Genomic DNA, 25,855 nt, shown 5'->3' on the forward strand with positions numbered 1-25,855 from the left:
GCTCAACATTAAGCAAAAATGGCAGACGAAAAAATAATTTTTTCGATGGCCGGAGTAAACAAGATTTACCCGCCTCAGAAACAAGTTCTTAAAAATATTTACCTATCGTTTTTTTATGGTGCGAAGATTGGTGTAATAGGCTTAAACGGCTCCGGAAAGTCATCTCTTTTGAAAATTATTGCCGGGCTGGATAAATCATATCAGGGAGAGGTTGTCTTTTCGCCGGGGTACACCGTAGGATATCTGGCACAGGAACCAGAACTTGATCCGAATAAAACCGTGCGCGAAATTGTAGAGGAAGGCGTAGCAGAAACCACTGCCATTTTAAAGGAATATGAAGAAATAAACGAAAAGTTTGGTTTGCCTGAGGTATACGAAAATCCGGATGAGATGGACAAACTAATGGCCAGACAAGGAGAGCTTCAGGATAAAATCGATGCCAGCGGAGCCTGGGAACTTGACTCGAAACTGGAACGCGCTATGGATGCACTACGGACTCCAGACCCGGAAAGCAAGATTGCCACATTGTCAGGGGGTGAAAGACGAAGGGTAGCATTATGTCGCTTGTTGTTAAAAGAACCTGATGTATTATTGCTCGATGAGCCCACCAACCACCTGGATGCAGAATCAATTGATTGGCTGGAACAATATCTTCAGCAGTACAAGGGAACTGTTATCGCAGTAACCCACGACAGGTATTTCCTGGATAACGTTGCCGGATGGATACTGGAACTTGACCGCGGAGAAGGTATCCCCTGGAAAGGAAATTACTCTTCATGGCTTGACCAAAAATCTAAGCGCCTGGCTCAGGAAGAAAAAACAGAAAGCAAACGCCAAAAAACCCTCGAGCGCGAGCTGGAATGGGTGCGCATGGCTCCGAAAGCGCGTCATGCAAAATCTAAAGCGCGTTTGGCCAACTACGAAAAGATGGCATCAGAGGATGGAAGAGAAAGAGAAGAGAAATTGGAGCTCTTTATTCCGCCTGGCCCCCGCCTGGGTAATATAGTGATCGAAGCCAACAACGTAAGCAAAGCATATGGCGATAAAGTTCTTTTTGACAATTTAAGCTTTTCGCTTCCGCCTGCCGGGATAGTTGGAATTATTGGACCAAACGGGGCCGGGAAAACGACTTTGTTCCGTTTAATTACAGGACAAGAGCAACCCGATTCGGGGACATTTAAAGTGGGCGACACTGTGGTTCTGGGATATGTAGATCAAATGCATAATGATCTCGACCCGGAAAAATCCGTCTGGGAAAACATTACCGGCGGCAACGAAACCATCTTACTTGGAAACAAGCCTATAAATTCTCGTGCTTATGTATCGAAGTTTAACTTCAATGGGGCAGATCAGCAGAAAAAGGTAAGCGTACTATCGGGCGGCGAGCGCAACAGAGCGCATTTAGCCATCACTTTGAAAAAAGATTCGAACGTACTGCTTCTTGATGAGCCGACGAATGACATTGACGTAAATACCTTACGGGCTTTAGAAGAAGGCCTCGAAAACTTTGCTGGCTGCGCCGTGATCATCTCGCACGACAGGTGGTTCCTTGACCGGATCTGTACGCATATTCTCGCGTTTGAAGGTGATTCACAGGTGTACTTTTTCGAAGGTAATTATTCTGACTACGAGGAAAACAAAAAGAAACGACTGGGAGATACCGGTCCGAAGCGAATTAAATACAAGAAACTTATTCTATAATACGAGAGCCGCGAACAGCGGCTTTTTTATGCCCTCAGTTGTAACATTTCAATTACGGTAACGATTGCGTTTTTTTTGCCTGTCCTCATCGCTCTTTTCGATCGATTAATCATTAAATTCGTTCTGAACTTAACCAGTTATATGCATCGCAGAAAATTTATACAACACACGGGCACCGTGATGGCGGGAGCCTTATTATCCGACGCTTTGTTTGCCTCCACTTTAAAACTTGCCAAAAAGAAGGTAGCAATGGTTGGTACCGGACACCGGGGAACCGGCATGTGGGGCAACGACGTAATTAAAGAATATGCCGGCAGTATAGAATTTGTTGGGCTGTGCGATAAAAACGCCGGCCGTGTAGCTACTGCAAAACGGATGATGAAATTAGAGTGTCCGACCTATGTCGACCTCGATCAGATGCTTAAGGAAACAAAGCCTGAGATTTTAATCGTGACCACAATGGACAGCACACACCATGAGCAGATTGTGAAAGGACTTATGGCTGGCGCTGATATCATCACCGAAAAGCCAATGACAACCGACGAAAAAAAATGCCAGATGATACTCGACGCAGAAAAGAAATCCGGCAAAAAAGTCCACGTAACGTTTAACTACAGGTACTCTCCTCACCGGCAAAAAATCTATGAACTTCTTCACAGTGATGCGATAGGCAAGGTTACTTCGGTGGATTTCCATTGGTATCTTGACACCTCACATGGAGCAGATTATTTCCGTCGCTGGCACCGGAAGAGAGAATTCGGAGGCTCATTATTAGTCCACAAATCTACCCACCATTTTGACTTATTGAACTGGTGGCTGGATTCAGACCCCGAAGAGGTTCATGCCTACGGCTCCTTAGAGTTTTATGGAAAAAACAACCCGTTCAGACATACGCACTGCAGACCTTGTCCGCATAAAGATAAATGCCAGTTTTATTTTGATATCACCAAGGATAAGCGTTTAATGCAGCTGTATGTCGAAAATGAAAAATACGATGGATATCACCGGGATGGCTGCGTTTGGAGAGAAGACATCGACATTTTTGATAAAATGGCAGTTCAGATCAAATACGCTAATAACGCCCAGGTAAGTTATTCATTAACCACCTATTCACCATACGAAGGGTACAGAATTTCTTTCAATGGTACCAAAGGCAAACTGGATGCCTGGATACATGAAAGACAACCCTGGGAAATGGAGAAGTACGATGAAATTCAACTAACCAAGAACTTTGGAAAAACCGAATACATCCGGATCGGCAATACGGAAGAAGGGCATGGAGGCGGAGATAAACGCTTAAGAAAGCAACTCTTTGACCCGGGTGCAGATCCCTACAAACAGGGGGCGGGAAGCCGCGACGGCGCCATGTCTATTTTGGTAGGAATCGCCGCAAGGCAAAGTATCGATAAAGGCGAACCGGTTAAAATAAAAAGCCTTACGTCTTTAAAGCCCCATCCAACCCGGGGAGTATAAGATCTGAAAACAAAAAAGGGAATGACGTACATTCCCTTTTTTGTTAATTAATATATTTCTCGAGCCAGGCCTCAATTTTATCCAGCACTTCCTGACGATTAGCATCGGTAAATATTTCATGTCCGGCATTTGGCAATTCCACTAATTCGACCGTTACCTTCGACTGGTCAAGCTTTGTGTTTAAATCCCTTGATTGTTTAATTGGCACAATGTCGTCGTTTAAGCCATGAATAAGCAAAGTTGGCTTGGATAATGAGTTAACCTTTGAAATAGGACTCGCGTTGATGTATTTTTGAAGGTTAGCAGCGTTGAAATCGAGCCCCATAAACCTTTGCACAGCAAATTTTTGCGGGTCCTTAACACCTTCAGTATCTGTAAAGTTAGTGGGCCCGGCTAAAGACACCACCGTCTTTATTTTATTGCTGGCGTTGTGAGCATAGGTATACAGCAGAGCAAGATGAGCTCCTGCACTCGCCCCTACCAAACCGAATTTGTCGCGTGAAACTCTCCAGTCTAATGCCTTCGAGGTAACAAACCGCACTGCACTGTCAATATCATTTTGCTGTGCCGGGTGAATATTATTTTCAGGCGTACCTACCAGTCTGTAATTCATATTAACCACTGCAAATCCTTTATCGCGATAGTAAACAGCGAATTCCGTCAAATCTTCTTTATCACCCTCGGCCCAGGATCCGCCATGAACCAGAATCATAACCCTGGTGGTATCAGACCGGCCGGCAGGCAGATACACATCCATAATATTTTGCTCATGGGATCCATAAGAGAGGTCCAGAATCTCTGTGGCCAATAGTGGCTTATCGTTGTCGTCATTTTTTTTGCATGCAGCAATATTTAGCACAAGCAAAAGCGCAACTAATCCTTTAAAAACTTTAGAATTCATTTGAGAGATATTAGATAATACATGAGATAAACACATTGAAGCCTTATACGACCAAACAGTTAAAAATGTTATCAGTTTAATAAGTATATAGCTATTATTTACTGATTGTTAGTATGTTAACAAAAAAACAATGCTTTCTTAACGGATTAAGGTATATCTTTAATAAACCCCGCAGAGAGCTTTGCTTCGAATCTGGTCGGTTAACGTTTAAAAAAAATAAATCATATGACCTGGAAAAAATTTAGTGGTGAAATAATTCACAGTCCAATTTTAGAAGAAGTAGAGCAGGCGATAGAAAGAGAATATCATTTAGGAAACAAGCTTAAGGTCTGCATCGGAACAGATTCGCAGGTTAAAGGAAGTTACACCGACTTCGCAACAGTGATTGTCTTTTTACGGGAGAAAAAAGGTGCATTCATGTTTATCCATCAGGAAAAGAGCCATAAAAAAATGAGCATCAAAGAAAGGATGCTTACCGAGGTTCAGAAATCTATTGAAACAGCTTACGCCCTGTGCAATCTCCTGGATCTTTATGATGTAGATCTGGAAGTACATGCAGATATAAACACCAATCCAATGTTTAAATCCAACCAGGCTTTGCATGAGGCAATGGGCTATATTTTAAGCATGGGATTTGTATTTAAGGCAAAGCCCGAAGCATTCGCAAGTTCAACTTGCGCTAATAAAATGGTGCAGTAAACAGCATTCGCCCCATCTCTTTGCTGAAACGTGAAAAATTGTTAAAGCATCTATTTTTGTTATTGATAGTTGTAACGAAGGTGCCTGGGTTGCGTCATATAGCAACAACCCAACAATAATTTAAAGCACAATGAAAACTATCCAAACATTACTCGCAGCAACTTTCATGGTATTGTCGTTAAACTCTTTCGCTACTGAAGATCCCAAGTCGCAGAAGCTTGGTATGGACTATGCGCTTAAGACGTACATCGACGCAATTGCCTCAGGAAAAGTAAAAGGATTTGCAGAGATTTTAGACAGCGACGTAAAATTTACGGTCACGAGAGGTGAAAAAATCATCAATTACTCGAAATCTGAAATGCTTAGTTCACTCAAAAACTCTGAAAATATCAGTCAGAATTGCCAAACAGACCATACAATCGTTGAACAAAGCGCTACACAGGCGATTATCAAAGTGACCATGAAATACGATGCTTTTTCGAGAATTAACTATGTTACTATGGCCCAAACCAGTAAAGGCTGGAAAATCACCAACGTTTCAAGTGTCTTTATATAATACATTAGAAGCCGGGGGAAAGCCCTCGGCTTCTAATTCAAACAACATGATAGACGCGTTTTGCCCTGACTTTAAGCAGCAAAATCGTCTTCGTTAATTGCTTCTGTTATCGTGTCTGCACTGGCAGCTGTTTGTGCATCGTCTTTTTCAATCCTCAAATTCTTAACAATGTGCTGTTGCCTGTCGGGAGTATTTTTACCCATAAAATATTCGAGCAAGGAATGGATATTAGCGTCTTTAAGGATAACCGGCTCAAGACGGATATCCTTTCCGATAAATAATCCAAACTCATCGGGGGAAATTTCACCCAATCCCTTAAACCGGGTAATTTCTGGCTTTCCTCCTAGCCTTTCTATTGCATTTTGCCGCTCCTGGTCGTTGTAGCAATAGATGGTTTCTTTTTTATTTCTCACCCTGAAAAGTGGTGTCTGCAGGATTGAAACATGACCAGCTTTTACCAGGTCGGGGAAAAACTGCAAAAAGAACGTCATCATCAATAAGCGAATATGCATACCATCCACATCGGCGTCGGTGGCTATCACTATATTATTATAACGTAAGCCCTCAAGCCCATCTTCAATATTTAGAGCATGTTGAAGCAAGTTAAATTCTTCGTTTTCGTATACTACCTTTTTGGTGAGGCTGAAACAGTTTAAGGGTTTACCTTTTAAGCTAAATACCGCCTGAGTCATCACATCTCTCGATTTCGTGATCGAACCGCTTGCCGAATCCCCCTCAGTGATAAATAAAGTAGTTTCCTGTTTGCGTTCGTGGGTATCATCAAAGTGCAGTTTGCAATCGCGCAGCTTCCGGTTATGCAGGGAAGCTTTTTTTGCCCGTTCGTTCGCCAGCTTCTTAATGCCCGCGATGTCTTTTCGTTCGCGCTCGGACTGCAGGATACGTTTCTCGAGCGCTTCCTTTGTTGCCGGGTTTTGATGCAGATAATTATCCAGAGCACGTTTTACAAAGTCATTTATAAAACCGCGGACCGAAGGCCCCTCAGGGCCGATATTTTGGGATCCTAATTTTGTTTTGGTCTGCGACTCAAAAACAGGTTCCTGAACTTTGATGGCAATAGCTGCAACGATCGACGCTCTGATATCGGCAGCATCGAATTCCTTTTTGTAAAACTCGCGAACCGTTTTAACAACCGCTTCCCGGAAAGCAGCCTGATGCGTACCTCCCTGAGTTGTATGCTGCCCATTTACAAATGAATAATACTCTTCACCATATTGCTGGCCATGGGTCATTGCAATTTCAATATCATCGCCCTTCAGGTGAATAATAGGATAACGCAGGCTTTCAGCGTCGGTGTTCTTCTCAAGCAAATCGTATAATCCCCTTTCAGAAAAATACTTTTTACCATTGAAGTTTATTGTTAAACCGGAATTTAGATAGACGTAATTCCAGATCATATTTTCAATAAATTCTGGAATGTACCGGTAGTGCCTGAAAATAGTTTCGTCGGGAATAAAGGTGATCGCTGTACCGTTTCGCTGTGTAGTGTCCTTTTCAGGTTCGTCCCGAGTCAATTCACCTTTAGCAAACTCTGCAATCTTGGTCTTTCCATCACGATACGACTGCACAACGAAATTATTCGACAAGGCATTTACAGCCTTAGTACCAACACCGTTCAATCCTACAGACTTTTGAAAGGCCTTTGAATCATATTTACCCCCGGTGTTTATTTTAGACACGCAGTCGATCACTTTGCCCAGTGGAATCCCCCGGCCATAGTCGCGAACTGAGACTTTATGGTCTGAAATGGATATTTCGATGCTTCTTCCAGCCCCCATTACAAACTCATCGATGCAGTTATCGACAATTTCTTTAAGCAAGACGTAAATACCATCATCATAAGCCGACCCGTCGCCAAGCTTTCCGATATACATTCCAGGACGTAAACGAATATGTTCTTTCCAGTCTAAAGAGCGTATACTGTCTTCACTATACTTAATTTCTTCGGCCATTTGTAATGAAAGGGGCTTTTGATTTGACAAAGCCCAGTGTAAAATACAAAACTAATACTTATGTGAGGCTGTAAAACTTTTAAATATCCACATTTCAACCTTGCGTCCTAAAGTACATACAGAAATTGAAGAAATCCTTTGCTTAGGGCGATAGGCTGTACATCTTTCATTACAGAAATTCCGGCTATGAAAAGAAAATCTCACTGTTTATCGCTAAAAAACCACGCCCTTACGTCTTAGAAGGGGTTTTGGTAGACTATTAAATACTTTGGTACGATAATGGAATAGCTTAACTCAGATTAGCGACATAGCATGACAGTAGTTAATAAAATTAAAATCCCGAATGAGTCTACTGAAAAAGGGCAAGATTGGGAAAATCCTTCGAACCCTGAAAAGGCAGAAGATCAAAGAGACGTCGAACAGCTTCTGCGTCAAAAGCATGAAGCCGAACGCAGAAAAAACAACTTAAGCGAGCCTGAGGAAGGCGAAGAAGATAAAGAAAAAAAATCCACAACCTAAAAACACAAATATGAAGAAGCAAGAAAAACCTACAATCATCAAATTAAGTGAAAGATTTGACAAACAATTATTGAACATCTTATCACAAGAGTTAGACGCACTAAAAAACACCAAAAACAACATTATAAAAACCTTGCGCCCTAAATCAAACGATGGGCTTCAGGTTGCATAAAATATCATCATTTACCTAAGAATTTACACACTCGTTCTTTTTCCCTCAGTTAAACAACAAGAAAAAATAGTCCTGCCAAAAGCAGGACTATTTTTTTGTATATGCACAATAATGTTTTGGTGCGCCGTTTGATAAGGAGAAATGCCCTGCTAATTTGAGCCAGGTGAGCATTTAAAAAATTGTACAGAATAAAAATACATCTATGGCCTTACCAATGCGGATTACATATAACGATAAAGATTATGTCTACCATATAAATAACAGTTCTGCGATTAACAAATCAACTACGGAGCTACAAATTGTGCTAAACGGTGAAACTATCGACATGGTGAAAGATGAGAGGAAAGTTTGGGTTCAAAAAGGTGGCACACAAGCTATAGATCCCGAATTCATCCAGGCCCTGGGGCGTTCCGTATCGTTACGATTCAGAATGTAGGCCCCTGTCGTTTCCCTTGCTTTTCAGCGTTATTCCTAAGTTTCCCTATATTTAGCCGAACTTATTTAAAATTGGCTCGTAGAAGTTGTTTCTATAGGAAAACGTAATGCAATTAATAATCTCCGTGATGATCATCGGATTACTTTGGATGATTTATGACCTCATAAATGCTCCGGAAGTTGACGACGATGAAAACCCAATCTCGCCCACTTCGGAGGAAGATCAGGCTGATGAAAATGAGCCTTCCGGCCGACAAAAAGATAAAAAAGTTTCAAAATTAGAAGACTGATCTGTTTTTCGGACCTTGAACGCCGGCGGACTACAGTTCAACGTATGTTAAATGTTTGTTAAATATTTTAGATCACTGTAGACATTATAGCCTAGTTGTTATATTTGTCTCAGGTTTATAATTGGTTAGTTAAAAAGGTCTTCATTCTCCCCGTTTGAAGATCTTTTCTTTTACTGACTGATGGAATACATCCGTTAGCTTTAGAAAAAAATGATGAAAATTTCATATACGCCTATTTCCAATATTTATTTGCCACTTATCAACTTTTGATTACTTTTGCCAACCTCATTGGGGGATTAGCTCAGCTGGCTAGAGCGCTTGCATGGCATGCAAGAGGTCATCGGTTCGACTCCGATATTCTCCACAACTAGAAGCTCTTTAGAGGCCTTTTGATAGGTTTTTGAAGAGCTTTTTTTAGTTTCAGGAAGTGGTTGTTGACTCCTTTGTTTACACCCATGTTTCACCCAAAATAGAATGAAATACTGCCATAATACTTGATTTTGGCTTCCGTAGCAATTGTATTAAAGACTACAAAAAAATTAGCAACTAATGAATAAGCTGTTGCTTTAAGAGTAACTCATGACAGAGTAAGTAACTTATGCTTTGACCCTTATCTTCAAAAGAGTTAGCAATAAAAGTAATTAAGGTGACAAATCCAGATCATTTCGTTGAAGCAGTAAAGGAAGGTCGAGCATTAGATTCCTGTAGACAAAAGCACATTGTTGATGTGAAAGATGTCAGATCTGCTTCTTTAGAAAGTGAGCAGTTGGTGATAATAAAATTTATTTAAAAGGCTTACCTTGTAAATAAATACAGATGAAAACTTTCTTAATAAGCACTCTTATTGGCTTCTTACTTTTAACAGCTATTTCTCTGTTTATTCATTCAACAGATTATGTGACGGTGTATGGCTTTCCAAATCATTTCTATAAACATGAAAGTGCAATTCCCTCAATGTATGAGTATGAAGCACATCATTTTTACCCTGTAAATTTTTTGCTTGACCTAGCGTGTGCGATGGTAATAGGGTTAATAGGATTAGGTATTTCGAAAATTATATACAAGAAGTCATAGCAGCTATAAGTAAGTCTCTGAATGGTTTGCTTTTAAGTAAGTAGCTCAAAGATGAGCATGCTTAGTCTTCCTACACTTACTAGTCCAGGGTATATAAACCTTGATTTTGAAGTGAAGTGTAGGAATTTGCTTAAAGTAAACTTTAACTTAAATGAAAATTTTCACCTTTTTAATAATTATCTTTCGCTTATAACTGTTACAGGCTATTCTCACGATTTTGAACAGCTTCGAGAAGAGTTATCTAAAATACACGATGAAGACCAAGCCGTCAGAAACGCCTACTTAAAGGCAAGCGAATATGCAAACTCATCACAATCGTTGGTAGATAGTCTTGTAAAGGCTATGCATTACAAGGACAGTATCGACCTTATTAAAGTCTCTAAATATTGGATAAATACGGCTGGCTGGGTATTGACAAAATGGGGAGTAAAGCAAATGAAGCGTTATTTTTGGTAATTCAACACTCGAAGTTGCAAACGCAACAAAAGTATCTGCCTATAGTTAGAGAGGCAGCAAAGCTAGGTAATGCTAGCAGAAGCGACCTTACCTTTTTGGAAGATCGAGTAGCAATACGTCTGGGCAAGTTGTAAATCTATGGAACTTAAGTTGGATATAACCAGCACACCAAATTATGGTGTGTTCTACCATTGGTTGATCCAAACAATGTCGATAAAAGACGTGCTGAAGTTGAACCTTTGTCTGAGTACGTGAGACAACGGGGAATGAAGTGGAGTCCTGAAATGTATAAAAACCAATTACCTAAGATAAAACGGGTTAATTGATTTATAGATTGAGGCTCTACCAGATTTAATTCAACAGCCCTTCCGTTTAAATAAAATAGACCAACATAGATCACACGTTTTTATTTACAAGGGTATATAACTACACAGACAGGTAATAAAATGTGCATCTTAACGTAGAGGTTGAGCATCTTACATATGAATGTGTAGCTTGGACAAACTTGTTAAAAAACGTTAAAATACAGATAATACCTCATTTGATCTTATAGATTAGCGGTAGTTAACCCAAACAGAAAGCATGAAACCATCACTTGTCTTTAAGTTCATAATAATTTTCATAGGCACATTCGGTGTTGCTTACGCTCAAGATAAGGTCGAACAGTTTATCATAAACGGATCAATCAACGCAGATACAGGCTCAATTGAATTAATTACATTGGGCGATTCTAGTTACTACCCAAGCCGAATTCACAGTAAATCTGAAGTAAAAAATGGGAAATTTACCCTTGCAGGAACGTTATCCTATCCTCAGGGAGTAATGGCAAAGTACAATGGGAACATGATTTCTGGGTTATTTTTGATCGATAAGGGTAAACAACTTTTGAAATTGGATATAAATGACTTTCGCAAAACTCCTGTTATTAACAATGAAGTGATGAGAGAGTATTATGGAGATTACTTAAGTGCCTTCAAGGCAAGTAAAATCAAATCCGATATGTTTTACCATCATTGGGATAGTCTGAGGAAGGCTTACGATGGAAAAGTTCCTGAAAATATCGAAGTTGTACTGAGGAAGACTCAGAATGAGTTGTATCAGCAGAGTGACAGTATATTGATGCGTTATATTGCGTCCCATCCAGGTTCATACTTGGGCCTATGGAAGCTTGTACAAATAGCGTCTTTTTCCGGTTATGAACCAATCTTTGATACTGCTTTTGAAAAGCTATCTCCTACATTGAAAGCTACTTTTACTGGTAGACAACTCGCAAATAGACTTTCTATTGGGCGATCCTTGGCGGTCGGTAAAAGATTTCCAGAGATGAACGTGTTCAATCTTGACAAACAGCCTCTCAAAGCTACAAGTAAGCACCGGTTTACTCTAGTAGACTTTTGGTATAGTAACTGCAGCCCATGCATTGCTCAGTTCCCCAAGTTGGATTCAATATACAATGGATTTCATGATAAAGGGTTTGAGATTATTGGTATTTCAACCGATAAGAGGAAATATGAATTACAGTGGAGGAATGCTATCGCTCAACATAATTTAGCCTGGCCGCAATATTGGGATACAGATGGTGTAAATGCTTCCAGATACTCAATAAATGCGTTCCCTACAAATTTCCTACTAAACTCTGACCAAGAAATAGTGTCAAAGAACATTAGTCCTGTCGAATTAGAAGCCTTTTTAAAAGGAAATATTAGGTAGCAGTTAAGTTAACGACTAGGTATGTTCGTACGTTTTCTTTTTAAAGGATATATAAAGAAAGGAGTAGTTAAAAAAATGTGCAGTTACTTCTTACTATCGATTATATGGATCTTCGCTAATCCAATTGAACGGTCTTTCTATTAATTCAAGACGTTTTCTTTTTAATTTCACTACTATTCTCTGATCGAAATATGTACCTACGAGGTCTAAGTTGTCGGAATCAAGAGCATGATAACTGAATTGATGACGAGTGTTCAAGTCATCCTTGAAAACAATTTCCAGTTGGTGCTTAACCGTGTCCACAGACATATTGCAATACTCAGTATCGTCATTCTCCAATTGTATTGCTGAATATGTGCTCCGCTGAATTATTAATTTGTCCCATTTTATTATTGGTGATTCTGATTTAAAAGAATCAACAATATATATCCCATACAGTGGTAATTTTGGTGCTCCGTCTCCATAACTGTGCCTTCGTTCAAGAACAGAAAAGACTGCTGGTAATATGCAATATGCTATGAAGAGATATTTGACTATAGGTGTACCATATAAGAACCATTTTTTCGGTATCAAGGCAGGCCCCAGAACTTGAAGGCAGGTAGGCTTACCTTTAAAGAAAAGGTCAATCAGACGAGTAAAGTTGGGTGCCAGGAGGAAAAGGCTCATTATAACCACCGCAGTGGACAATATCTTTACGGGAACATCAAAAAAATAATTGATAGCCATAACGTTCGCAGAAACCATTAGTGCGATAATAGCCCCGATAGTAACGGTACGTCTAAACAATAGTAATCCACAGAGCAATTCTGCAATCCCCATGAAAACGTTGTAGCCGTCAGAGAAGCCGAGGAATGTCCAAGCTAGTCCCATTGGTGAAGAATCGCCATACGGAGTTAGTAAACGCATCAGATCCGGAGATCCGAATTGCATCTTGATTACTTTTATAAGGCCATAATGGATAAGCATAATTCCTAGATAGAACCTCACACCTACACTTAACCAATAAAATAAGTTATTGTAATTGTTCCTTTTTTTATCGATTAAAGTCCATAATAGACAGCTAGTTAAGGAAAGAATAGAGATGAATAGTAGTATAACGTAATGGTGTGTAGTGTCTCCACTCCCACTAGGTTTAATGGAGGGAATGTAGTTCATGCCAAGCACACCGTTGGCAAGCCAGATAACGATATTTGCAGCAATTTCACCAACGATAACATTAAAGAACGGAAACACGCCATTATTAAAGAATACTATGAATAGCGAGAACAGAATAAAGGCGAATCTGAATGCTAGCTTTTCAGCAAAGGACCAGTAAAGGCTTGGGCTATTTGTCGTCATTTAAACAGCTATCAAGATATTAATTAAATTGGTGACAACCTAAAGTGTTTCCCCATAGCCTTTAAAGCCTATAAATAAGTATTAGAAAGGAAGTTGTTATCATTATTAGTTCTCACAAAGTTAAGCTTTAGCCTGCTGAAGCGTAACTACCTGCTTAAGAATCTTAGTTAAAAGGCTTACCTCATAGATAGCTAGTTCTAATATAATTTATAATCAGTCGAAAATAGTTAATTATTGTTGCTATACTTAGAACTTCTAAGTATGTTTGTTCTGTGATTGAACTTAATAAGGATTTGATGGCCAGTTCCCTTGCTCCTCTAGTATTGATAATACTTAGAAGACAGGAAAGTTATGGCTATCAGATTATACAGGAGCTCCGGGAAAAGTCTGGTGGGCAAATGGCAGTTGCTGAAGGCACGCTATATCCCGTGTTGAAAAAGATGGAAGCCAAAAAATGGGTCGAAGGTGTATGGAAAAAGGCTGATTCCGGAAGAGAAAGACGATACTATAAGCTTACTTCCAATGGAACACAAGAACTCGAACAACAGTATTCTCAATTAAACTTTGTTAGCCAACTCATACATAAACTATGGAACCTTCCACTTTCAACCTCAAGCAATCTGTAGACAATTATATTGGCTTCATAAAGAATCAGGGTAGTATTACCAACTCTGACGCAGCAGAGCTGTCTGCACATCTCTATGATGCAACAGATTCATTGATAAACCGAGGGCTGTCTGAAGAAGAAGCATTCATTATAGCTTGTAAGCGGCTTGGTAACGAAGACGTTCTCACTCAAGAATACAGTAAGGTTAATGCTTCTGTAAAAATGAATGGAATATGGGCCTACTTGATTATAGGTTTTAACCTGTGTTATTCACTGCCCTCTCTTTTTTTGCTGTGTGTGGGAATGTTTTATCTAACTGTTTATACGATTTACAGCTCTTCAATTGAAAGCACTCTCATTGTAACGATCTTTCATTTATTAGTTACCTTCTTTGTTTTCTATATAGCTAGAAAGAAAAATGAAATCTCGCAGTTTATAGAGAAACAGGTTCAGTATAACACACTACGTATTGTCTGTCTCTCATTTATCCCGTTTTTTCTCCCGCTTTTACTAATATTAATACCGGGACTCCGCTTTACAAAAAGAGCGCTGGCGTCGCCTTAACCTATCCCATTCGTGAATTCGGCAATGATCTAGCCGAGTTCAGCTATTACTTAGCACTATTAAGTATGATTGGCGGAGCTGTCAGTTTAACATTTAGCATTAACAAGACTGAGAACCTGAAATTGAAAACATTATTTGAGCAGCCATCAACTGTCTTCCTGGTAGTGTTTAGTGTTGTACTGGAGCTGCTTGCAGCATCAACAAGAAGTATAGGTACAGATGCAATTGGGCTTAGTGCGCTGATTTTTGCTGTTGTATATTTCTCAGCCTCATTCCTTATTGCATTTTACAACTCAACTGGTAGATTCAATAGATACCTATCAATAGCAATGTTTTTTGGAGTGGCTATAGAACTAATTGCTGGTATACAGGCAGACATTACCGAATCGAGGTTTAATACACCTTATTATGTTTCGTTTATGCTAGTGGGAATAATTCTTGGAAAAGTAGCTGGACTCAAGTCAGCAAAGCGGATTAGATCACTAGAAGTATAGAAGAAGATCAGGTGGCACTTACATTTTCTTTTACCAGGGTATATAAGTAAAAGAATAGGATAAAAAATGTGCGGGGTAATGAGTGGAAGATTAAAGGATAATCTTTTCGTAGCTAAAACCGATTTCTTCTTTACTGTTTGTGTCTGAGATTAGTAGATTTTCATTCTCATCAACAATTGGTGCAGTTATCAAGTCATAGATCATAACAAGCACCACTACAAGCATTAAAGAGATTATAATTTCCATGATAACTTCTACGATGTTTTTTCTGAAGGTTACCGATTGCTTGTGTTTAAAGGATGGGTAGGCTAATCATTAATAGTTTACACAAAGTTAGGCAAGAGCTGCTGTAGCGTACAAAAGACTACGGCATAAACCCTGCAATCCAACCCTCTTATGTCCATTTATTCCGTTTCCTTTTGCACTTGGTTTCTCTTAGCCTGGGTGAGTTCCAAACAATTAATCATAACGTTACGGAACAAAACCTATTTACAGTTGCCGAGGTGCAACTAATCTACAAATCAAAAGTCAAGGCATCAGAAAGACCAAAAATTACTAAATCATCAGACGCATTTCAAGTACTCCAGAAGCATTGGAAACCATCGAGTTTATCGAGACTTTTAAAGTAATGCTTCTGAACAGAGCTAATCGAGTTCTTGGAATGATGGAGATCACTACAGGTGGAATTTCTGGAACTGTTGCTGATCCAAAAGTGATATTTGCAGCAGCATTGAAAAGTACAGCATCTGGAATAATCCTGAGTCATAATCACCCGAGTGGCAGTCTAAGACCAAGTCAAGCTGATATCAATCTAACCAGGAAGTTGAAGAGTGCTGGAGAACTGCTGGATATAGCAGTATTAGATCATATGATCTTGACTTCTGAATCTTACTTTAGTTTTGCTGATGAAGGGGTGATATAAAGGCTAAAGCGTACCTTTATTTTAAGCTTTAAAATTGTTTACACCTTTGTTGACTCCGGAATAAGAGAACAAGAGCTTGTCCATTTTGAAACGACAACGCGTTTTCAGAATGGGCTTTTTTTATTGGAATTAAACAGGTGTTTAAGATCGTAGGAAAGATAAAAAACATTTTGGGCATCAGAAAAACCAATACCCTTCCCTACTTGAAATCTATTAAGCGCTTTGGAACGCAAGGATCAGGAACGCCAGCTTCTCTTATTCGCCTTTCTTAATAAAGCTAAAACATTTAAATTCGCATACTCTTTAATAAATAAAAAAAGTGCCGCTTACCACTCTATTTCAAAGTCACCTTTTTGATATTTTCGAAGCTTCAACTGATCCGATATATGTATGTAGCGGAGAAAATGCTGTGGTTGAATATGCAAACAAAGCCACTCTAAATGCATGGGGCAAAACTTCTGCGGTAATTGGCAAACCTATTCTTGAGGGTGTACCAGAATTGAGCGGACAAGCTTTCCCCGACCTGCTATCAAGGGTTTATCGAACCGGCGTTCCTTATCATTCTGAAAACGACAGAGCAGATCTGGAAGTGGGCGGCGTGCTCAGAACGTTTTATTTCAAATTCACCTATCAACCCTTGCGAAATCAGGAAGGAGCCATTTGGGGTGTTTTATGTAATGCGACTGACGTAACCGAGCTTGTTAACGCAAGAAAAGCAGTCGAAGACAGCCAAAGAGATCTCAGAAATATGATTGCGCAGGCGCCTGTAGCTATCTGCATCTTAAAGGGTTCGTCGTTGATTGTTGATATCGCCAATGAGAAGATGATTGAGCTTTGGGGAGTGTCTAAATCAATTATCGGAAAGCCGCTGTTTGATGGACTACCCGAAGCGAAAGGACAGGGTTTTGAGCAGCTTCTCGACGACGTTCTAACAACCGGAAATACATTTACTGCGCTTGAACGACCTGCGGACCTGCCCCGAAACGGTAAGATTGAACAGGTATTTTTAAATTTTGTATACGAAGCGTTGAAAGACTCGGACGGAACCATTATAGGCGTGATGGCCATCGGTGTGGATGTCACTCAACAGGTAATGGCCCGAAAAAGAGTCGAAGAAAGTGAAAGAGAATTGCGGCAAATAGCAGATTCAATGCCTCAAATGGTGTGGGTGACAGATGCTCAGGGATATCACGAATATTATAATAAGCGGTGGTATGAATTTACATGCACCACCTACGACGAGGTTAAGGGTGAGGGATGGGCAGATTTATTTCACCCTGATGACCGCCTCGCCGCTTGGGAGAAATGGAATCATTCGTTGTCCACAGGCGACACCTATGAAGTAGAGTACAGATTAAAGAATGGAAGCACTGGCGAATATCTTTGGGTTTTAGGAAGGGCGGTACCTATTTATAACGAAGAGAACCAGATAATAAGGTGGTTTGGAACCTGCACCGACATTAATGAACAAAAGCAGCTTCAGCAGCAAAAAGATGACTTTATAGGAATAGCAAGTCACGAATTAAAAACTCCTCTAACCACTTTAAAAGCATCTTTACAGTTCATCAGCAGATTAATTAAGAGAACTCCGGAATCGGAAATACTTACCAGATTCGTAGATCAGTCTAATAAAAGTATTGATAAACTCGGATTTCTGGTAGACGATCTTTTGAATGTTACCAAACTTAACGAAGGGCAATTGAGTCTGAATAAGGAAGATGTTGTATTGTCTAAGCTAATGAATGATTGTTGTCAACATGTAAGAGCCGATAACTATATCATCAAAACCGTCGGCGACCTTGATCTATCGGCCTGCATAGATCCACACCGAATTGACCAGGTGATGGTTAATTTAGTCAACAACGCCGTAAAATATGCGCCGGAATCGAAGGAGATTACCATCAGTATTGAAAAAACAGGTGAATACGCAAAAGTGTCGGTAATGGATTACGGCCCAGGCATCCCGGCAGAGAAAAAACAACATTTGTTTGACCGTTATTACAGGGTGGATTCTTCCGGCAGCCAGATATCAGGCCTCGGATTAGGGCTTTTTATATGCAAAGAGATCATATCCAGGCACGGCGGACAAATTGCTGTGGATAGCGAACCTGGCAATGGAAGCACTTTCTGGTTTACACTCCCTTTATAGTACTCGATCCTCCAAAATAGACTTATTACCTTAACTTTTTAGCCACCTCCCCGCTCACGCCGTCTACCCAGCCAGGATTGCCATGACTGTTCAACTTACACGATAAAGTTCCATCTTCATCTTTCGTGCAATGAATGATCACATCCTTTTCTTTAATATAGACCTGAAAGTCGCTGTAGGTTATCTGCTTTACAAGGCCATGAATAACAGCACCATCACCGTCTACATATGTTACTTCAAAATTTTCAGAATTACTGGGCTTCGATTTTACAGGAGTTGTGTAAACTTTGTCCATAAAAATAATTGGTTAGGGGAACTGAAGTTAACAATTACCAATACAAGTTGCAACAAATATTTAACAAACCTTACACTCCTATTTACCACTCTCAGTTATTACCCTGATAAGATCTTCATAGCTAACAGGCTTTCGCAGCAGGGGAGCAACTCCCGAAGCCCTGGCGGCATCGTCGGGATCAATTGATGAGGTGCAGATGTATACTTTTATATTATCTTTCACAGCGGTTTTAAAAGAATTGAATTCTTCAAGAACCCCCCAACCATCTTTAAAGGGCATTTTTAAATCGAGGAGAATAACATCGGGGTAGAGTAACAAATTATCCTGATTCAGATAATCCAGAATTTCCTTCCCATTAAAAAAGCTAATGAATGTTAGCGATGGTTCTAAAGAGGCTGCCATGTTTTTCAGAATATAATGCTGAAGCGGATCATCATCAACAATTGCTATAATCATGGTCTTTTATTAATGAGCCACATACATTCAAAGCTCAATATCTGTATTACGTAACCGGTAATTAAATGTTCCAACAAGTATTATACGGTTCGCTCAGATTTAAAAAAAGTTGCGCTGTTCGTATAGAGCCCCTATAAAACATTTTTATTATCATAGCGTTAACTTTATATAATCAATACCTTAACCATTAATCATAAACATTGGTCGAACTAAATTTCATGATATGACTTATCAACTTTCTGAAACACCACGAGCCTGGCTTTTCGCCAAAAGGATCACAGCGCTTATCGGAGTTATCCTATTGCTGGAGATGATGTATTTTGTAGCAACAGCCAGTTCATCACTCGAAATAACCGTGATCTGCATAGTTCTTTTTGCGATGATCGGCAATATCCCGATACTTTATAACTTGTATAAAAGTACCGATTGAGAAAAATTAAATCCAATAGAAGAAACGCCGGGAGATAACACCGGCGTTTTGCTTTTATCACGTGTTTCATATTAACGATCTCGAGAACCGTCGAAACGTCCGCAATTTAGTACACTCAGAAAATTGACAAACAGGTTTCTCTCTCAGAAACGAGCTAAAACGCTTTTGGCATGTAATTAGTATATATGCTAAAAACGAGAGCTATGAATAAATACAATTCTACAAAAGTTATTGAGAAATTGATTGATTTGGAATTGCTTTTTAAGCTTAAGGCCGACTTATCCAGATTTAAGAAAAAGCAAGAGAAACAATCGGGCAACCGTCCGTCGCAGGCGGCCTGACACTTCAGGGCCGATCCTTGTGTTCCAGCATTCCAATGATTTCATTGAAAATTTTAAATCATCAATATTTAGCTTTTTTTATACCTTAGTACAACATCAAAAAAACCAAATAATCGTTAACTGATATTGGGGAAGCTGTGAAGTTAGATCAGTTAAGGTATTTATAATCTATCGTACTATATGAAAAGAGTTTTAGTTTGTGATGATGACAAGGAAATCCTGGAAGTTTTGGACCTGGTGCTTACCGGAGCCGGATGGGAGGTGATCACATCCGAACACGTAAATGGAATAATCGAGCAGATCGAAAGCTCCAATCCATCGGTAATTATAATGGATAATTGGATTCCCGACACTGGAGGAATCGCGGCAACGCGAAGCATAAAAAGCCATCCGGTGTATCATTCGATCCCCGTAGTTTATTCTACGGCTAACGATAACATTACTCAATTGGCAAAAGAGGCAGGCGCCGATTTATCAATAGGAAAACCGTTTGATTTAGATGAGTTTGAACGGATTATGGAAGACGCCTATCTAATGACTATAAATAACAAGTAGGCAACAGCAAGTAATTCTTCGTCTGGGCCTATTAAGTAATAGGTTTACACTTAACATTGATGTTAAAACAGACGGTAATTGTTTTGTTTACTCTGGTGTTCTATGGGGCGCAAGCCGGAATTGCGCCATTGCAAGACACGGCCGCTGTTGAAACTGTTGCTATAAAAGTCATCGTAGTCCCAAGGGTCGATCTCTCTGAACTAGAGACGCAGCCTCGCCTGCAGGCTAAGAAAAAGCTGCGGTCGCGAAAACCTGTCGTAAGCGAAACCAACACACAACGCATCAACCGAAGCCCGAAAACCCCGCAAATTCGGCGTGATTCCAATAGCGAAGACACCTTACAACCCAAGCCCTTAAAGCCCGATGTCGAAATTCGCGAAGACGTTCGAAAAGCCCCCGAGTCATTCGCGTTAAAACGAGTTTACTTTCTCTGCGGACTGCTTATGCTGATAGCCGGCATAATCATAACTTTATTTTTCAGAACGGGCGCATCCTTGATGACTGGCATAATTTTAATTATTTCCGGGTTTTACATTCTATTGTATTCACTACTTTTTTGGGAATAGGCAATAAACCTTTTCAATTCGCCGTCTAAGTAGACAAAAGCCTTAAATACTTGCCGACAAAACGAGTACAATTAAATTTATCTAATAAAATTTCAAACCATTATTAATAAAACCCAACAATTATTGAAAATAGCGTAATAAATTTCGATATTTATAGTATAAATTTTATTTATCGCTTGTATTTAACTAAATAACGGCATGATAGAGATAGTAAGAACCACAAGTGATGATAAACGATTTAAAAATCTGATTCTTGAGCTGGATAACGACCTAATAAACCGCTACAGCAACGCTGACTATAAATACGATACGAACATCCAGTTGAACGCTTTAGATACCGCTGTTATTGCTCAAATCACAAACATCACCGTAGGGTGCGGATGCTTCAAAGAACTTAACGACGATACGGTTGAAATTAAACGCATGTACGTCAACCCTTATTTTCGCGGATTCGGAGTGGCTTCATTAATGATAGAGGCACTTACCAGATGGGCGAAAGAGCTACTTTATCGAAATGCAGTTTTGGAAACCGGAAGCAAGCAACCCGAGGCAATTAAGCTGTATGAAAAACACGGATTTGAGAAGATTGCAGCTTTCGGGCCTTACCTTCATATTGCGAACAGCATTTGCATGGGGAAAAAGTTATAATCTGCTTTCCAAACACTCATCTGGCATGCCCGGCCATGATTCTCTTTTTTCGTATCTCCCCAAAAGCAGGAATCCATCCCTTACAAGAGATGGACTCCTTATACGAATTTATACTAATCTATTAGCTTCAAAATATAGCTATAAGTGTATTTTTTATCCAGCAACCTATATTCGCGATGTGGTAAAGCACCCCAGCTGTTGTCGCCACCCACGCCACGTTGTTTTAAATCGATGCTCAGAAAAACATCCGAACGTGGCTTTATATCTGTAGGATGTTGCTGTTTTTTGTATTGGCCGGCTCCGGGATCAAAATCTTCGCTCGGATTGTTCAATGCGCTGAAGGAAAGCGGCTGCACTCCTTCTACCAACAAGCCTTTGCCTTCGCTATTAGTAAGACTTAGCCACCTTACATCTGTTTTATAACCACTTTCCTGGGGACGGATATACGTCCAGGTGGTTTGGTTCTTTACCAAGTCTTTATAAATACCAACAAATGAAGCAGTATTCCGGTCGCTATAATTTTCCCATGGCCCGCGACCATAGTACGCCAGCTGATCGTAGTTTCTGTTCAATTCCATTCTCATACCGAAACGGGGCAGTTCTGGCAAATTTCGACCAGTCATATCCATAGACGCAGTTACTTTGATCGATCCATCGTTTTGGATCAGATAATCAACTGTATAAGGCACCGCGATTCCTGATAGCTCATATTGAACATTTATAGGCAAACCGGCAGCTGTAGATTCGCCTACAACGACACTCTTAACAGTTCTATCGACGTGGGCAGAGCGCCAGATGGCCAGATTGATCTGCATTTTACTTCCGAAATCATTGTCGGTTGGTGCCCGCCAGAAGTAAGGCTCAGGAAACTGGCGAATGGCCCATTGCCCATTATTCTTCGAAGTATACCGGGTTAGTCTGCCGGTGCGGGTATCAAATTCACCGCTTATATTTCCCGTCGAAAAAGATACTTTATTCCCTTCTTTCGTAACCTGCAGTTTTCCGTCAGACTTCTGTTCGCTGGCAAAATAGTCTCCGGCTTTTTTGAACTGTTCACGAGCAATTTCATGGCCAGCATCAAGCAGCTCTGTGGGAGTTTTTGTGTAAGCGAAAACATTTAAGTAATATTCACTCCCAGGTTGCGACTTAAACATCGGAACCTTTAACTTCACGTCTTTAGTTTGATGCGGAGCAAGGCTTACTGTAAACGGCGCCTCCTTTATCTTTTCGCCGTTACGGTATAATTCCCACTTAAAGTTGTACTTATCAAGATTGGTAAAATCGAACAAATTTTGAACGGAAATTATCCCGTTTGACAAATCCCTGGCTTTAAAAAGAATGTTTTGATAAACTTTTTTCACCTCATACAAGCCGGGATGAGGGATCCGATTTGCTGACACCAGCCCATTTGCACAGAAGTTCTCATCGTTTTGAAGATGATATCCTCCCAGATCGCCTCCATAAGCCCAGTATGTGCGACCATCGGCGGTAGTGGAGCGCATTCCCTGATCTACCCAATCCCATATAAAACCTCCCTGCATATGTTTACTGCTCATAATAATATCCCAGTATTTCTGGAAATTTCCGTTGCTGTTTCCCATTGCATGCGAATATTCGCACATAATATAAGGCCTCTCCTTTTTGGCAGCAGCATATGATTCCATGGAATTTATACCCGGATACATCGGACCAACAATATCTGTATTGGAATTTTCGCCTGCCTGCTCAAACATAATCGGCCTTGGGTCGCGCTGTTTCAGCCATTTGTAAGCATCATAAAACACCGGTCCGTTTCCGCACTCATTTCCCATAGACCAGATAACAACCGATGCATGATTTTTATCACGCTCGAACATCCGCCGGATTCTGTCGGTATGCGCTGGAGCCCATTCTGGCAGATAAGCTGGGTGTTTTGATTTGTCAAAGCCTCCCTGAAACTCCGCTCCCATACCATGAGTTTCGATGTTAGCTTCGTCAACCAAATACAAACCATATTGGTCGCAGAGTTTATACCATAACGGATCATTAGGGTAATGGCTGGTTCTTACCGCATTGAGATTAAACTGTTTCATCAATTGAATATCTTTGATCATCGACTCACGACTCACCACGTGCCCTTCCACATCATCGTGCTCATGGCGATTTGCCCCTTTGAAATAAACCGAAACACCGTTAATCAGAAGCTGAGCATTCTTGATCTCAACTTTACGAAACCCAACTTTTAAGCCAGTATGTCTAACTATAGCTCCCTGCCCGTTCGACATGGAAATTACGCAATCATACAGATAAGGATTTTCGGCACTCCATTTTGATGGATTATTTATCGAGCCTGAAAAGCTAATCGTTTTCATCGTGTCATTCGCAAAAGAGAAATCCTTACTCTGAGAGAACACACTTCTTCCCGCTCTGTCAAACAATTGAACCGTAAGTACACCATTTTTATTAGTATTACCCGCGAACTGCCTCAAATCCACATCAGCCGAAAACAAGCCATTTTTGTATTGCGCATCCAAATCTCCCTTCACAAAGAAATCCCATACAGTTACCTTTGGCATCGCAGTAAGGTATACATCGCGCTCAATACCGCTGAGACGCCAAAAATCCTGATCTTCGAGGTAACTTCCGTCATGCCAGCGGAATACCTGAACCGCTAACTGGTTGCTCCCCTTTTTTAAAAACCTGGTTACATTAAACTCGGCCGGCGACTTTGACACCTTCGTCATCCCAACCTTCTGCCCGTTAACGTACACTTGGGCATATCCGGTAATCGAGCCGAAATGCAGCAATATTTCCTGTCCATCCCATTGCTCTGGAACTGTAAAAGACCTTCTATACGTTCCTACCGGATTGTTTTCACCAATAAAGGGTGGATTTCTGGGATGCGGATAGGTAACGTTGGTATAAATCGGGATGCCGAAGCCTTTACGCTCCCAGTTGGAGGGTACAGGAATGTCGGCCCAATTTTTATCATCAAGATCAGTTCTATAGAAGTCCTTTATCCGATCGGCATATTTGTCTACGTAGACAAATTTCCATTTTCCGTTTAACGATTGATGATAGGGAGATTTTGAATAGTTATCTGCCTTTACATTTGTGGCATCGCTATAAAGCATAAAAGTAGCGTGTGGCTTTTCTTTATTAAAGTCGAGCACAGACGGGTTTTCCCACTCATTGTTTTGGCTTTGTCCAAACACAAATTGGTGAACGGCAAAAAGGAATGCCAGGCAGAGAATCAGTTTGCTAGAAAATATCTTCATTATTCTAAAATATTATGACACGATATTACATAAAACCCATTATAACGACGCCATAGCGACTCGTAAATAAAGGGGTAAAATTCATCTTATTGAGGTGGTAAATGTTCAATACAGGCCCTTTGATAACAATAACCGGCAGCCGACGCTGCAATCGCAAAGCACTCAGACTTATTTGTCAGCTTTTCGATTACGAAAGATGATCATACAATTGCATCCGCTTTATTGACAAGGAATCTATGTTGATACTATTTCCAAGTACCGACAAAAGATAGCACAAGGCAACTACTTCTGTGCCGATGAGGGCCACTTTTTCATTAATCGCTTAGCTTCCTTCCGTGTAATCGGCATTACGGTTCCGTGGCGGGGATGAAAGTCCATTGAAACTTCGTTATCGATAACCTTGAAATTCTCCAGATCGGCACTCCTGGTGAACTGGTACTTACCCTTGGTGTACACATCGTACATCAGGATATATGCATCTTCATTATTTAATTTGAAAACACCGGAGCCCTCTACCGGATCCTTAGTTTGCTGCACATATCTATCCTGCAACACATATCCTTCTGTTAGCTTATCCGAAACGGCGATTTTTATTCCAGAACCAGCGCCTTCTGTTTTAAAAAACAGGTGATACTTCCCATCTTTAAATACAATATCGCCATCAATACAACCACCATTGGTAGGGCTTATAAAAAGCTGTTTGGGACTGGTCTCGATATCTGTAAAATCACTATTCGCGTAAGCATAATAGATCTTATCAGGATCCTTCCCATGTTTCATGGACCAATAAAGCATGTATTTTTTTGCCTCGGGATCGTAAATGGTTTGAGGAGCCCACACACGAAGCAAATTATCGTTTCCAGGGAACTTGTTTTGAATATTTACCACGCTGGAGGTCCAGTTTACCAGGTCTTTTGATTTTAACAACACCATAGCGCGGTTTGAATTCCATCCCTTTGCCGAAACCATATCGGTAACAACCATATAAAAGGTCTTCCCATCAGCTCCGCGCAATATATGCGGATCGCGCACGCCCCCCTCTGAGCTTATTTTGGCAGAACTAAGAATGGGTTGGTTATTATTCAAGGCTTTATAACGATACCCATCGTCACTCAAGGCAAATCTAATTGCTTCGCCATCTTTGCTATTCCCGGTGAAATAAGCAAATAAATAGGCTGTAGTCTTTTTAGCCGGTTTTTGAGCATACACTGCCGTAAAAGATTGCATGACCAACAGCCATACGAAGGCCTGGAAAAGTTTTGGATTCACTCTCATTA

The 25,855-nt window shown here is 40.3% G+C and carries 28 protein-coding genes and 1 tRNA gene; 22 read left to right on the forward strand and 7 right to left on the reverse strand.

The genetic code is table 11. From position 1 onward, the window contains the following. Positions 1-18 precede the first annotated feature (18 nt). Both ettA and J3P43_RS10595 read left to right on the forward strand, forming a co-directional pair. Positions 19-1,701 carry an energy-dependent translational throttle protein EttA gene (gene ettA / locus J3P43_RS10590; RefSeq protein WP_255902024.1) on the forward strand — a complete coding sequence of 561 codons (1,683 nt, stop codon included), beginning with the start codon at positions 19-21 and terminating at the stop codon, positions 1,699-1,701. Positions 1,702-1,842: 141 nt separating this feature from the next. After that, complete coding sequence (locus J3P43_RS10595) at positions 1,843-3,174, forward strand: Gfo/Idh/MocA family protein (RefSeq protein ID WP_255902026.1); 1,332 nt, start codon at positions 1,843-1,845, stop codon at positions 3,172-3,174. Positions 3,175-3,217: 43 nt separating this feature from the next. On the opposite strand, the gene J3P43_RS10600 is transcribed toward J3P43_RS10595, so the two are convergent. Then, positions 3,218-4,075: a prolyl oligopeptidase family serine peptidase gene (locus J3P43_RS10600; RefSeq protein WP_255902029.1), complete on the reverse strand. Its 858-nt coding sequence runs from the start codon at positions 4,073-4,075 to the stop codon at positions 3,218-3,220. A gap of 225 nt (positions 4,076-4,300) precedes the next feature. On the opposite strand from J3P43_RS10600, the gene J3P43_RS10605 reads away from it, so the two are divergent. Beyond that, the gene (locus J3P43_RS10605) at positions 4,301-4,774 is read left to right on the forward strand and encodes a ribonuclease H-like YkuK family protein (RefSeq protein WP_255902031.1); all 474 of its coding nucleotides are present in this window, start codon (positions 4,301-4,303) and stop codon (positions 4,772-4,774) included. A 130-nt stretch (positions 4,775-4,904) separates the two neighbouring features. Then, positions 4,905-5,330: a nuclear transport factor 2 family protein gene (locus J3P43_RS10610; RefSeq protein ID WP_255902033.1), complete on the forward strand. Its 426-nt coding sequence runs from the start codon at positions 4,905-4,907 to the stop codon at positions 5,328-5,330. A gap of 71 nt (positions 5,331-5,401) precedes the next feature. Here J3P43_RS10610 and J3P43_RS10615 read toward each other — a convergent pair whose 3' ends face one another. Next, a complete protein-coding gene (locus J3P43_RS10615; protein ID WP_255902035.1) occupies positions 5,402-7,300 on the reverse strand; it encodes a DNA topoisomerase IV subunit B in 1,899 nt (632 codons plus the stop codon). Positions 7,301-7,612: 312 nt separating this feature from the next. Here J3P43_RS10615 and J3P43_RS10620 point away from each other — a divergent pair, with 312 nt between their 5' ends. The 8 genes from J3P43_RS10620 to J3P43_RS10655 all read left to right on the forward strand — a co-directional run bounded on the left by J3P43_RS10620 (position 7,613) and on the right by J3P43_RS10655 (position 11,956). After that, on the forward strand, positions 7,613-7,819 hold the full coding sequence (locus tag J3P43_RS10620; protein WP_255902038.1) for a hypothetical protein: 207 nt from the start codon (positions 7,613-7,615) through the stop codon (positions 7,817-7,819). Between the two features lie 10 nt (positions 7,820-7,829). Continuing rightward, positions 7,830-7,991 (forward strand): hypothetical protein, encoded by a 162-nt coding sequence (locus tag J3P43_RS10625; protein WP_255902041.1) that lies wholly within the window; start codon positions 7,830-7,832, stop codon positions 7,989-7,991. Positions 7,992-8,193: 202 nt separating this feature from the next. Beyond that, entirely contained in the window at positions 8,194-8,427 is a 234-nt protein-coding gene (locus J3P43_RS10630) for a hypothetical protein (protein WP_255902044.1), read from the forward strand. A gap of 106 nt (positions 8,428-8,533) precedes the next feature. Continuing rightward, entirely contained in the window at positions 8,534-8,716 is a 183-nt protein-coding gene (locus J3P43_RS10635; RefSeq protein ID WP_255902047.1) for a hypothetical protein, read from the forward strand. A 290-nt stretch (positions 8,717-9,006) separates the two neighbouring features. Next, positions 9,007-9,080 (forward strand) — tRNA-Ala (locus J3P43_RS10640). Positions 9,081-9,532: 452 nt separating this feature from the next. Then, positions 9,533-9,790: a hypothetical protein gene (locus tag J3P43_RS10645; protein WP_255902050.1), complete on the forward strand. Its 258-nt coding sequence runs from the start codon at positions 9,533-9,535 to the stop codon at positions 9,788-9,790. 51 nt (positions 9,791-9,841) lie between these two features. After that, complete coding sequence (locus tag J3P43_RS10650) at positions 9,842-10,246, forward strand: hypothetical protein (RefSeq protein WP_255902053.1); 405 nt, start codon at positions 9,842-9,844, stop codon at positions 10,244-10,246. A 582-nt stretch (positions 10,247-10,828) separates the two neighbouring features. Next, positions 10,829-11,956 (forward strand): TlpA disulfide reductase family protein, encoded by a 1,128-nt coding sequence (locus J3P43_RS10655; RefSeq protein WP_255902056.1) that lies wholly within the window; start codon positions 10,829-10,831, stop codon positions 11,954-11,956. Positions 11,957-12,049: 93 nt separating this feature from the next. On the opposite strand, the gene J3P43_RS10660 is transcribed toward J3P43_RS10655, so the two are convergent. After that, entirely contained in the window at positions 12,050-13,294 is a 1,245-nt protein-coding gene (locus J3P43_RS10660) for a hypothetical protein (protein WP_255902059.1), read from the reverse strand. 272 nt (positions 13,295-13,566) lie between these two features. Between J3P43_RS10660 and J3P43_RS10665 the strand changes: the two genes are divergently transcribed. The 5 genes from J3P43_RS10665 to J3P43_RS10685 all read left to right on the forward strand — a co-directional run bounded on the left by J3P43_RS10665 (position 13,567) and on the right by J3P43_RS10685 (position 18,030). Then, positions 13,567-13,920, forward strand: a complete 354-nt coding sequence (locus tag J3P43_RS10665) for a PadR family transcriptional regulator (RefSeq protein WP_255902062.1) — start codon at positions 13,567-13,569, stop codon at positions 13,918-13,920. Beyond that, entirely contained in the window at positions 13,884-14,465 is a 582-nt protein-coding gene (locus J3P43_RS10670; RefSeq protein WP_255902065.1) for a permease prefix domain 1-containing protein, read from the forward strand. Before J3P43_RS10665 ends, J3P43_RS10670 begins: the two co-directional genes overlap by 37 nt. Positions 14,466-14,530: 65 nt before the next feature. Beyond that, positions 14,531-14,959: a hypothetical protein gene (locus J3P43_RS10675; protein WP_255902068.1), complete on the forward strand. Its 429-nt coding sequence runs from the start codon at positions 14,531-14,533 to the stop codon at positions 14,957-14,959. 592 nt (positions 14,960-15,551) lie between these two features. After that, positions 15,552-15,881: a JAB domain-containing protein gene (locus J3P43_RS10680; protein WP_369414794.1), complete on the forward strand. Its 330-nt coding sequence runs from the start codon at positions 15,552-15,554 to the stop codon at positions 15,879-15,881. Positions 15,882-16,200: 319 nt separating this feature from the next. After that, positions 16,201-18,030, forward strand: a complete 1,830-nt coding sequence (locus tag J3P43_RS10685; RefSeq protein ID WP_255902071.1) for a PAS domain-containing protein — start codon at positions 16,201-16,203, stop codon at positions 18,028-18,030. 25 nt (positions 18,031-18,055) lie between these two features. On the opposite strand, the gene J3P43_RS10690 is transcribed toward J3P43_RS10685, so the two are convergent. Further along, positions 18,056-18,325 (reverse strand): hypothetical protein, encoded by a 270-nt coding sequence (locus J3P43_RS10690; protein WP_255902074.1) that lies wholly within the window; start codon positions 18,323-18,325, stop codon positions 18,056-18,058. A gap of 78 nt (positions 18,326-18,403) precedes the next feature. After that, positions 18,404-18,781 carry a response regulator gene (locus tag J3P43_RS10695; RefSeq protein WP_255902076.1) on the reverse strand — a complete coding sequence of 126 codons (378 nt, stop codon included), beginning with the start codon at positions 18,779-18,781 and terminating at the stop codon, positions 18,404-18,406. 223 nt (positions 18,782-19,004) lie between these two features. Here J3P43_RS10695 and J3P43_RS10700 point away from each other — a divergent pair, with 223 nt between their 5' ends. From J3P43_RS10700 to J3P43_RS10720, 5 genes are all read left to right on the forward strand, one after another. Then, positions 19,005-19,211: a hypothetical protein gene (locus tag J3P43_RS10700; protein WP_255902078.1), complete on the forward strand. Its 207-nt coding sequence runs from the start codon at positions 19,005-19,007 to the stop codon at positions 19,209-19,211. 203 nt (positions 19,212-19,414) lie between these two features. Further along, positions 19,415-19,552, forward strand: a complete 138-nt coding sequence (locus J3P43_RS10705) for a hypothetical protein (RefSeq protein WP_255902080.1) — start codon at positions 19,415-19,417, stop codon at positions 19,550-19,552. A gap of 180 nt (positions 19,553-19,732) precedes the next feature. Next, on the forward strand, positions 19,733-20,107 hold the full coding sequence (locus J3P43_RS10710; protein WP_255902082.1) for a response regulator: 375 nt from the start codon (positions 19,733-19,735) through the stop codon (positions 20,105-20,107). A 59-nt stretch (positions 20,108-20,166) separates the two neighbouring features. Next, positions 20,167-20,673 (forward strand): MFS transporter, encoded by a 507-nt coding sequence (locus J3P43_RS10715; protein ID WP_255902084.1) that lies wholly within the window; start codon positions 20,167-20,169, stop codon positions 20,671-20,673. A 198-nt stretch (positions 20,674-20,871) separates the two neighbouring features. After that, positions 20,872-21,321: a GNAT family N-acetyltransferase gene (locus tag J3P43_RS10720; RefSeq protein ID WP_255902086.1), complete on the forward strand. Its 450-nt coding sequence runs from the start codon at positions 20,872-20,874 to the stop codon at positions 21,319-21,321. Between the two features lie 113 nt (positions 21,322-21,434). Here the strand turns inward: J3P43_RS10720 and lacZ are convergent, their stop codons facing one another. Both lacZ and J3P43_RS10730 read right to left on the reverse strand, forming a co-directional pair. Further along, entirely contained in the window at positions 21,435-24,578 is a 3,144-nt protein-coding gene (gene lacZ / locus J3P43_RS10725; protein ID WP_255902088.1) for a beta-galactosidase, LacZ type, read from the reverse strand. A gap of 282 nt (positions 24,579-24,860) precedes the next feature. Further along, positions 24,861-25,853 (reverse strand): glycoside hydrolase family 43 protein, encoded by a 993-nt coding sequence (locus tag J3P43_RS10730; RefSeq protein ID WP_255902090.1) that lies wholly within the window; start codon positions 25,851-25,853, stop codon positions 24,861-24,863. Positions 25,854-25,855 lie beyond the last annotated feature (2 nt).

This window comes from Paradesertivirga mongoliensis, from assembly GCF_024436395.1.
GTDB classification, from domain to species: domain Bacteria; phylum Bacteroidota; class Bacteroidia; order Sphingobacteriales; family Sphingobacteriaceae; genus Paradesertivirga; species Paradesertivirga mongoliensis.

Excerpts from the sequence above, each read along its gene's own strand:
- ettA (WP_255902024.1), top strand. The coding sequence starts at position 19 with ATGGCAGACGAAAAAATAATTTTTTCGATGGCCGGAGTAAACAAGATT.
- J3P43_RS10595 (WP_255902026.1), top strand. The coding sequence starts at position 1,843 with ATGCATCGCAGAAAATTTATACAACACACGGGCACCGTGATGGCGGGA.
- J3P43_RS10600 (WP_255902029.1), bottom strand. The coding sequence starts at position 4,075 with ATGAATTCTAAAGTTTTTAAAGGATTAGTTGCGCTTTTGCTTGTGCTA.
- J3P43_RS10605 (WP_255902031.1), top strand. The coding sequence starts at position 4,301 with ATGACCTGGAAAAAATTTAGTGGTGAAATAATTCACAGTCCAATTTTA.
- J3P43_RS10610 (WP_255902033.1), top strand. The coding sequence starts at position 4,905 with ATGAAAACTATCCAAACATTACTCGCAGCAACTTTCATGGTATTGTCG.
- J3P43_RS10615 (WP_255902035.1), bottom strand. The coding sequence starts at position 7,300 with ATGGCCGAAGAAATTAAGTATAGTGAAGACAGTATACGCTCTTTAGAC.
- J3P43_RS10620 (WP_255902038.1), top strand. The coding sequence starts at position 7,613 with ATGACAGTAGTTAATAAAATTAAAATCCCGAATGAGTCTACTGAAAAA.
- J3P43_RS10625 (WP_255902041.1), top strand. The coding sequence starts at position 7,830 with ATGAAGAAGCAAGAAAAACCTACAATCATCAAATTAAGTGAAAGATTT.
- J3P43_RS10630 (WP_255902044.1), top strand. The coding sequence starts at position 8,194 with ATGGCCTTACCAATGCGGATTACATATAACGATAAAGATTATGTCTAC.
- J3P43_RS10635 (WP_255902047.1), top strand. The coding sequence starts at position 8,534 with ATGCAATTAATAATCTCCGTGATGATCATCGGATTACTTTGGATGATT.
- J3P43_RS10645 (WP_255902050.1), top strand. The coding sequence starts at position 9,533 with ATGAAAACTTTCTTAATAAGCACTCTTATTGGCTTCTTACTTTTAACA.
- J3P43_RS10650 (WP_255902053.1), top strand. The coding sequence starts at position 9,842 with ATGAGCATGCTTAGTCTTCCTACACTTACTAGTCCAGGGTATATAAAC.
- J3P43_RS10655 (WP_255902056.1), top strand. The coding sequence starts at position 10,829 with ATGAAACCATCACTTGTCTTTAAGTTCATAATAATTTTCATAGGCACA.
- J3P43_RS10660 (WP_255902059.1), bottom strand. The coding sequence starts at position 13,294 with ATGACGACAAATAGCCCAAGCCTTTACTGGTCCTTTGCTGAAAAGCTA.
- J3P43_RS10670 (WP_255902065.1), top strand. The coding sequence starts at position 13,884 with ATGGAACCTTCCACTTTCAACCTCAAGCAATCTGTAGACAATTATATT.
- J3P43_RS10675 (WP_255902068.1), top strand. The coding sequence starts at position 14,531 with ATGATTGGCGGAGCTGTCAGTTTAACATTTAGCATTAACAAGACTGAG.
- J3P43_RS10690 (WP_255902074.1), bottom strand. The coding sequence starts at position 18,325 with ATGGACAAAGTTTACACAACTCCTGTAAAATCGAAGCCCAGTAATTCT.
- J3P43_RS10695 (WP_255902076.1), bottom strand. The coding sequence starts at position 18,781 with ATGATTATAGCAATTGTTGATGATGATCCGCTTCAGCATTATATTCTG.
- J3P43_RS10700 (WP_255902078.1), top strand. The coding sequence starts at position 19,005 with ATGACTTATCAACTTTCTGAAACACCACGAGCCTGGCTTTTCGCCAAA.
- J3P43_RS10705 (WP_255902080.1), top strand. The coding sequence starts at position 19,415 with ATGAATAAATACAATTCTACAAAAGTTATTGAGAAATTGATTGATTTG.
- J3P43_RS10710 (WP_255902082.1), top strand. The coding sequence starts at position 19,733 with ATGAAAAGAGTTTTAGTTTGTGATGATGACAAGGAAATCCTGGAAGTT.
- J3P43_RS10715 (WP_255902084.1), top strand. The coding sequence starts at position 20,167 with ATGTTAAAACAGACGGTAATTGTTTTGTTTACTCTGGTGTTCTATGGG.
- J3P43_RS10720 (WP_255902086.1), top strand. The coding sequence starts at position 20,872 with ATGATAGAGATAGTAAGAACCACAAGTGATGATAAACGATTTAAAAAT.
- lacZ (WP_255902088.1), bottom strand. The coding sequence starts at position 24,578 with ATGAAGATATTTTCTAGCAAACTGATTCTCTGCCTGGCATTCCTTTTT.
- J3P43_RS10730 (WP_255902090.1), bottom strand. The coding sequence starts at position 25,853 with ATGAGAGTGAATCCAAAACTTTTCCAGGCCTTCGTATGGCTGTTGGTC.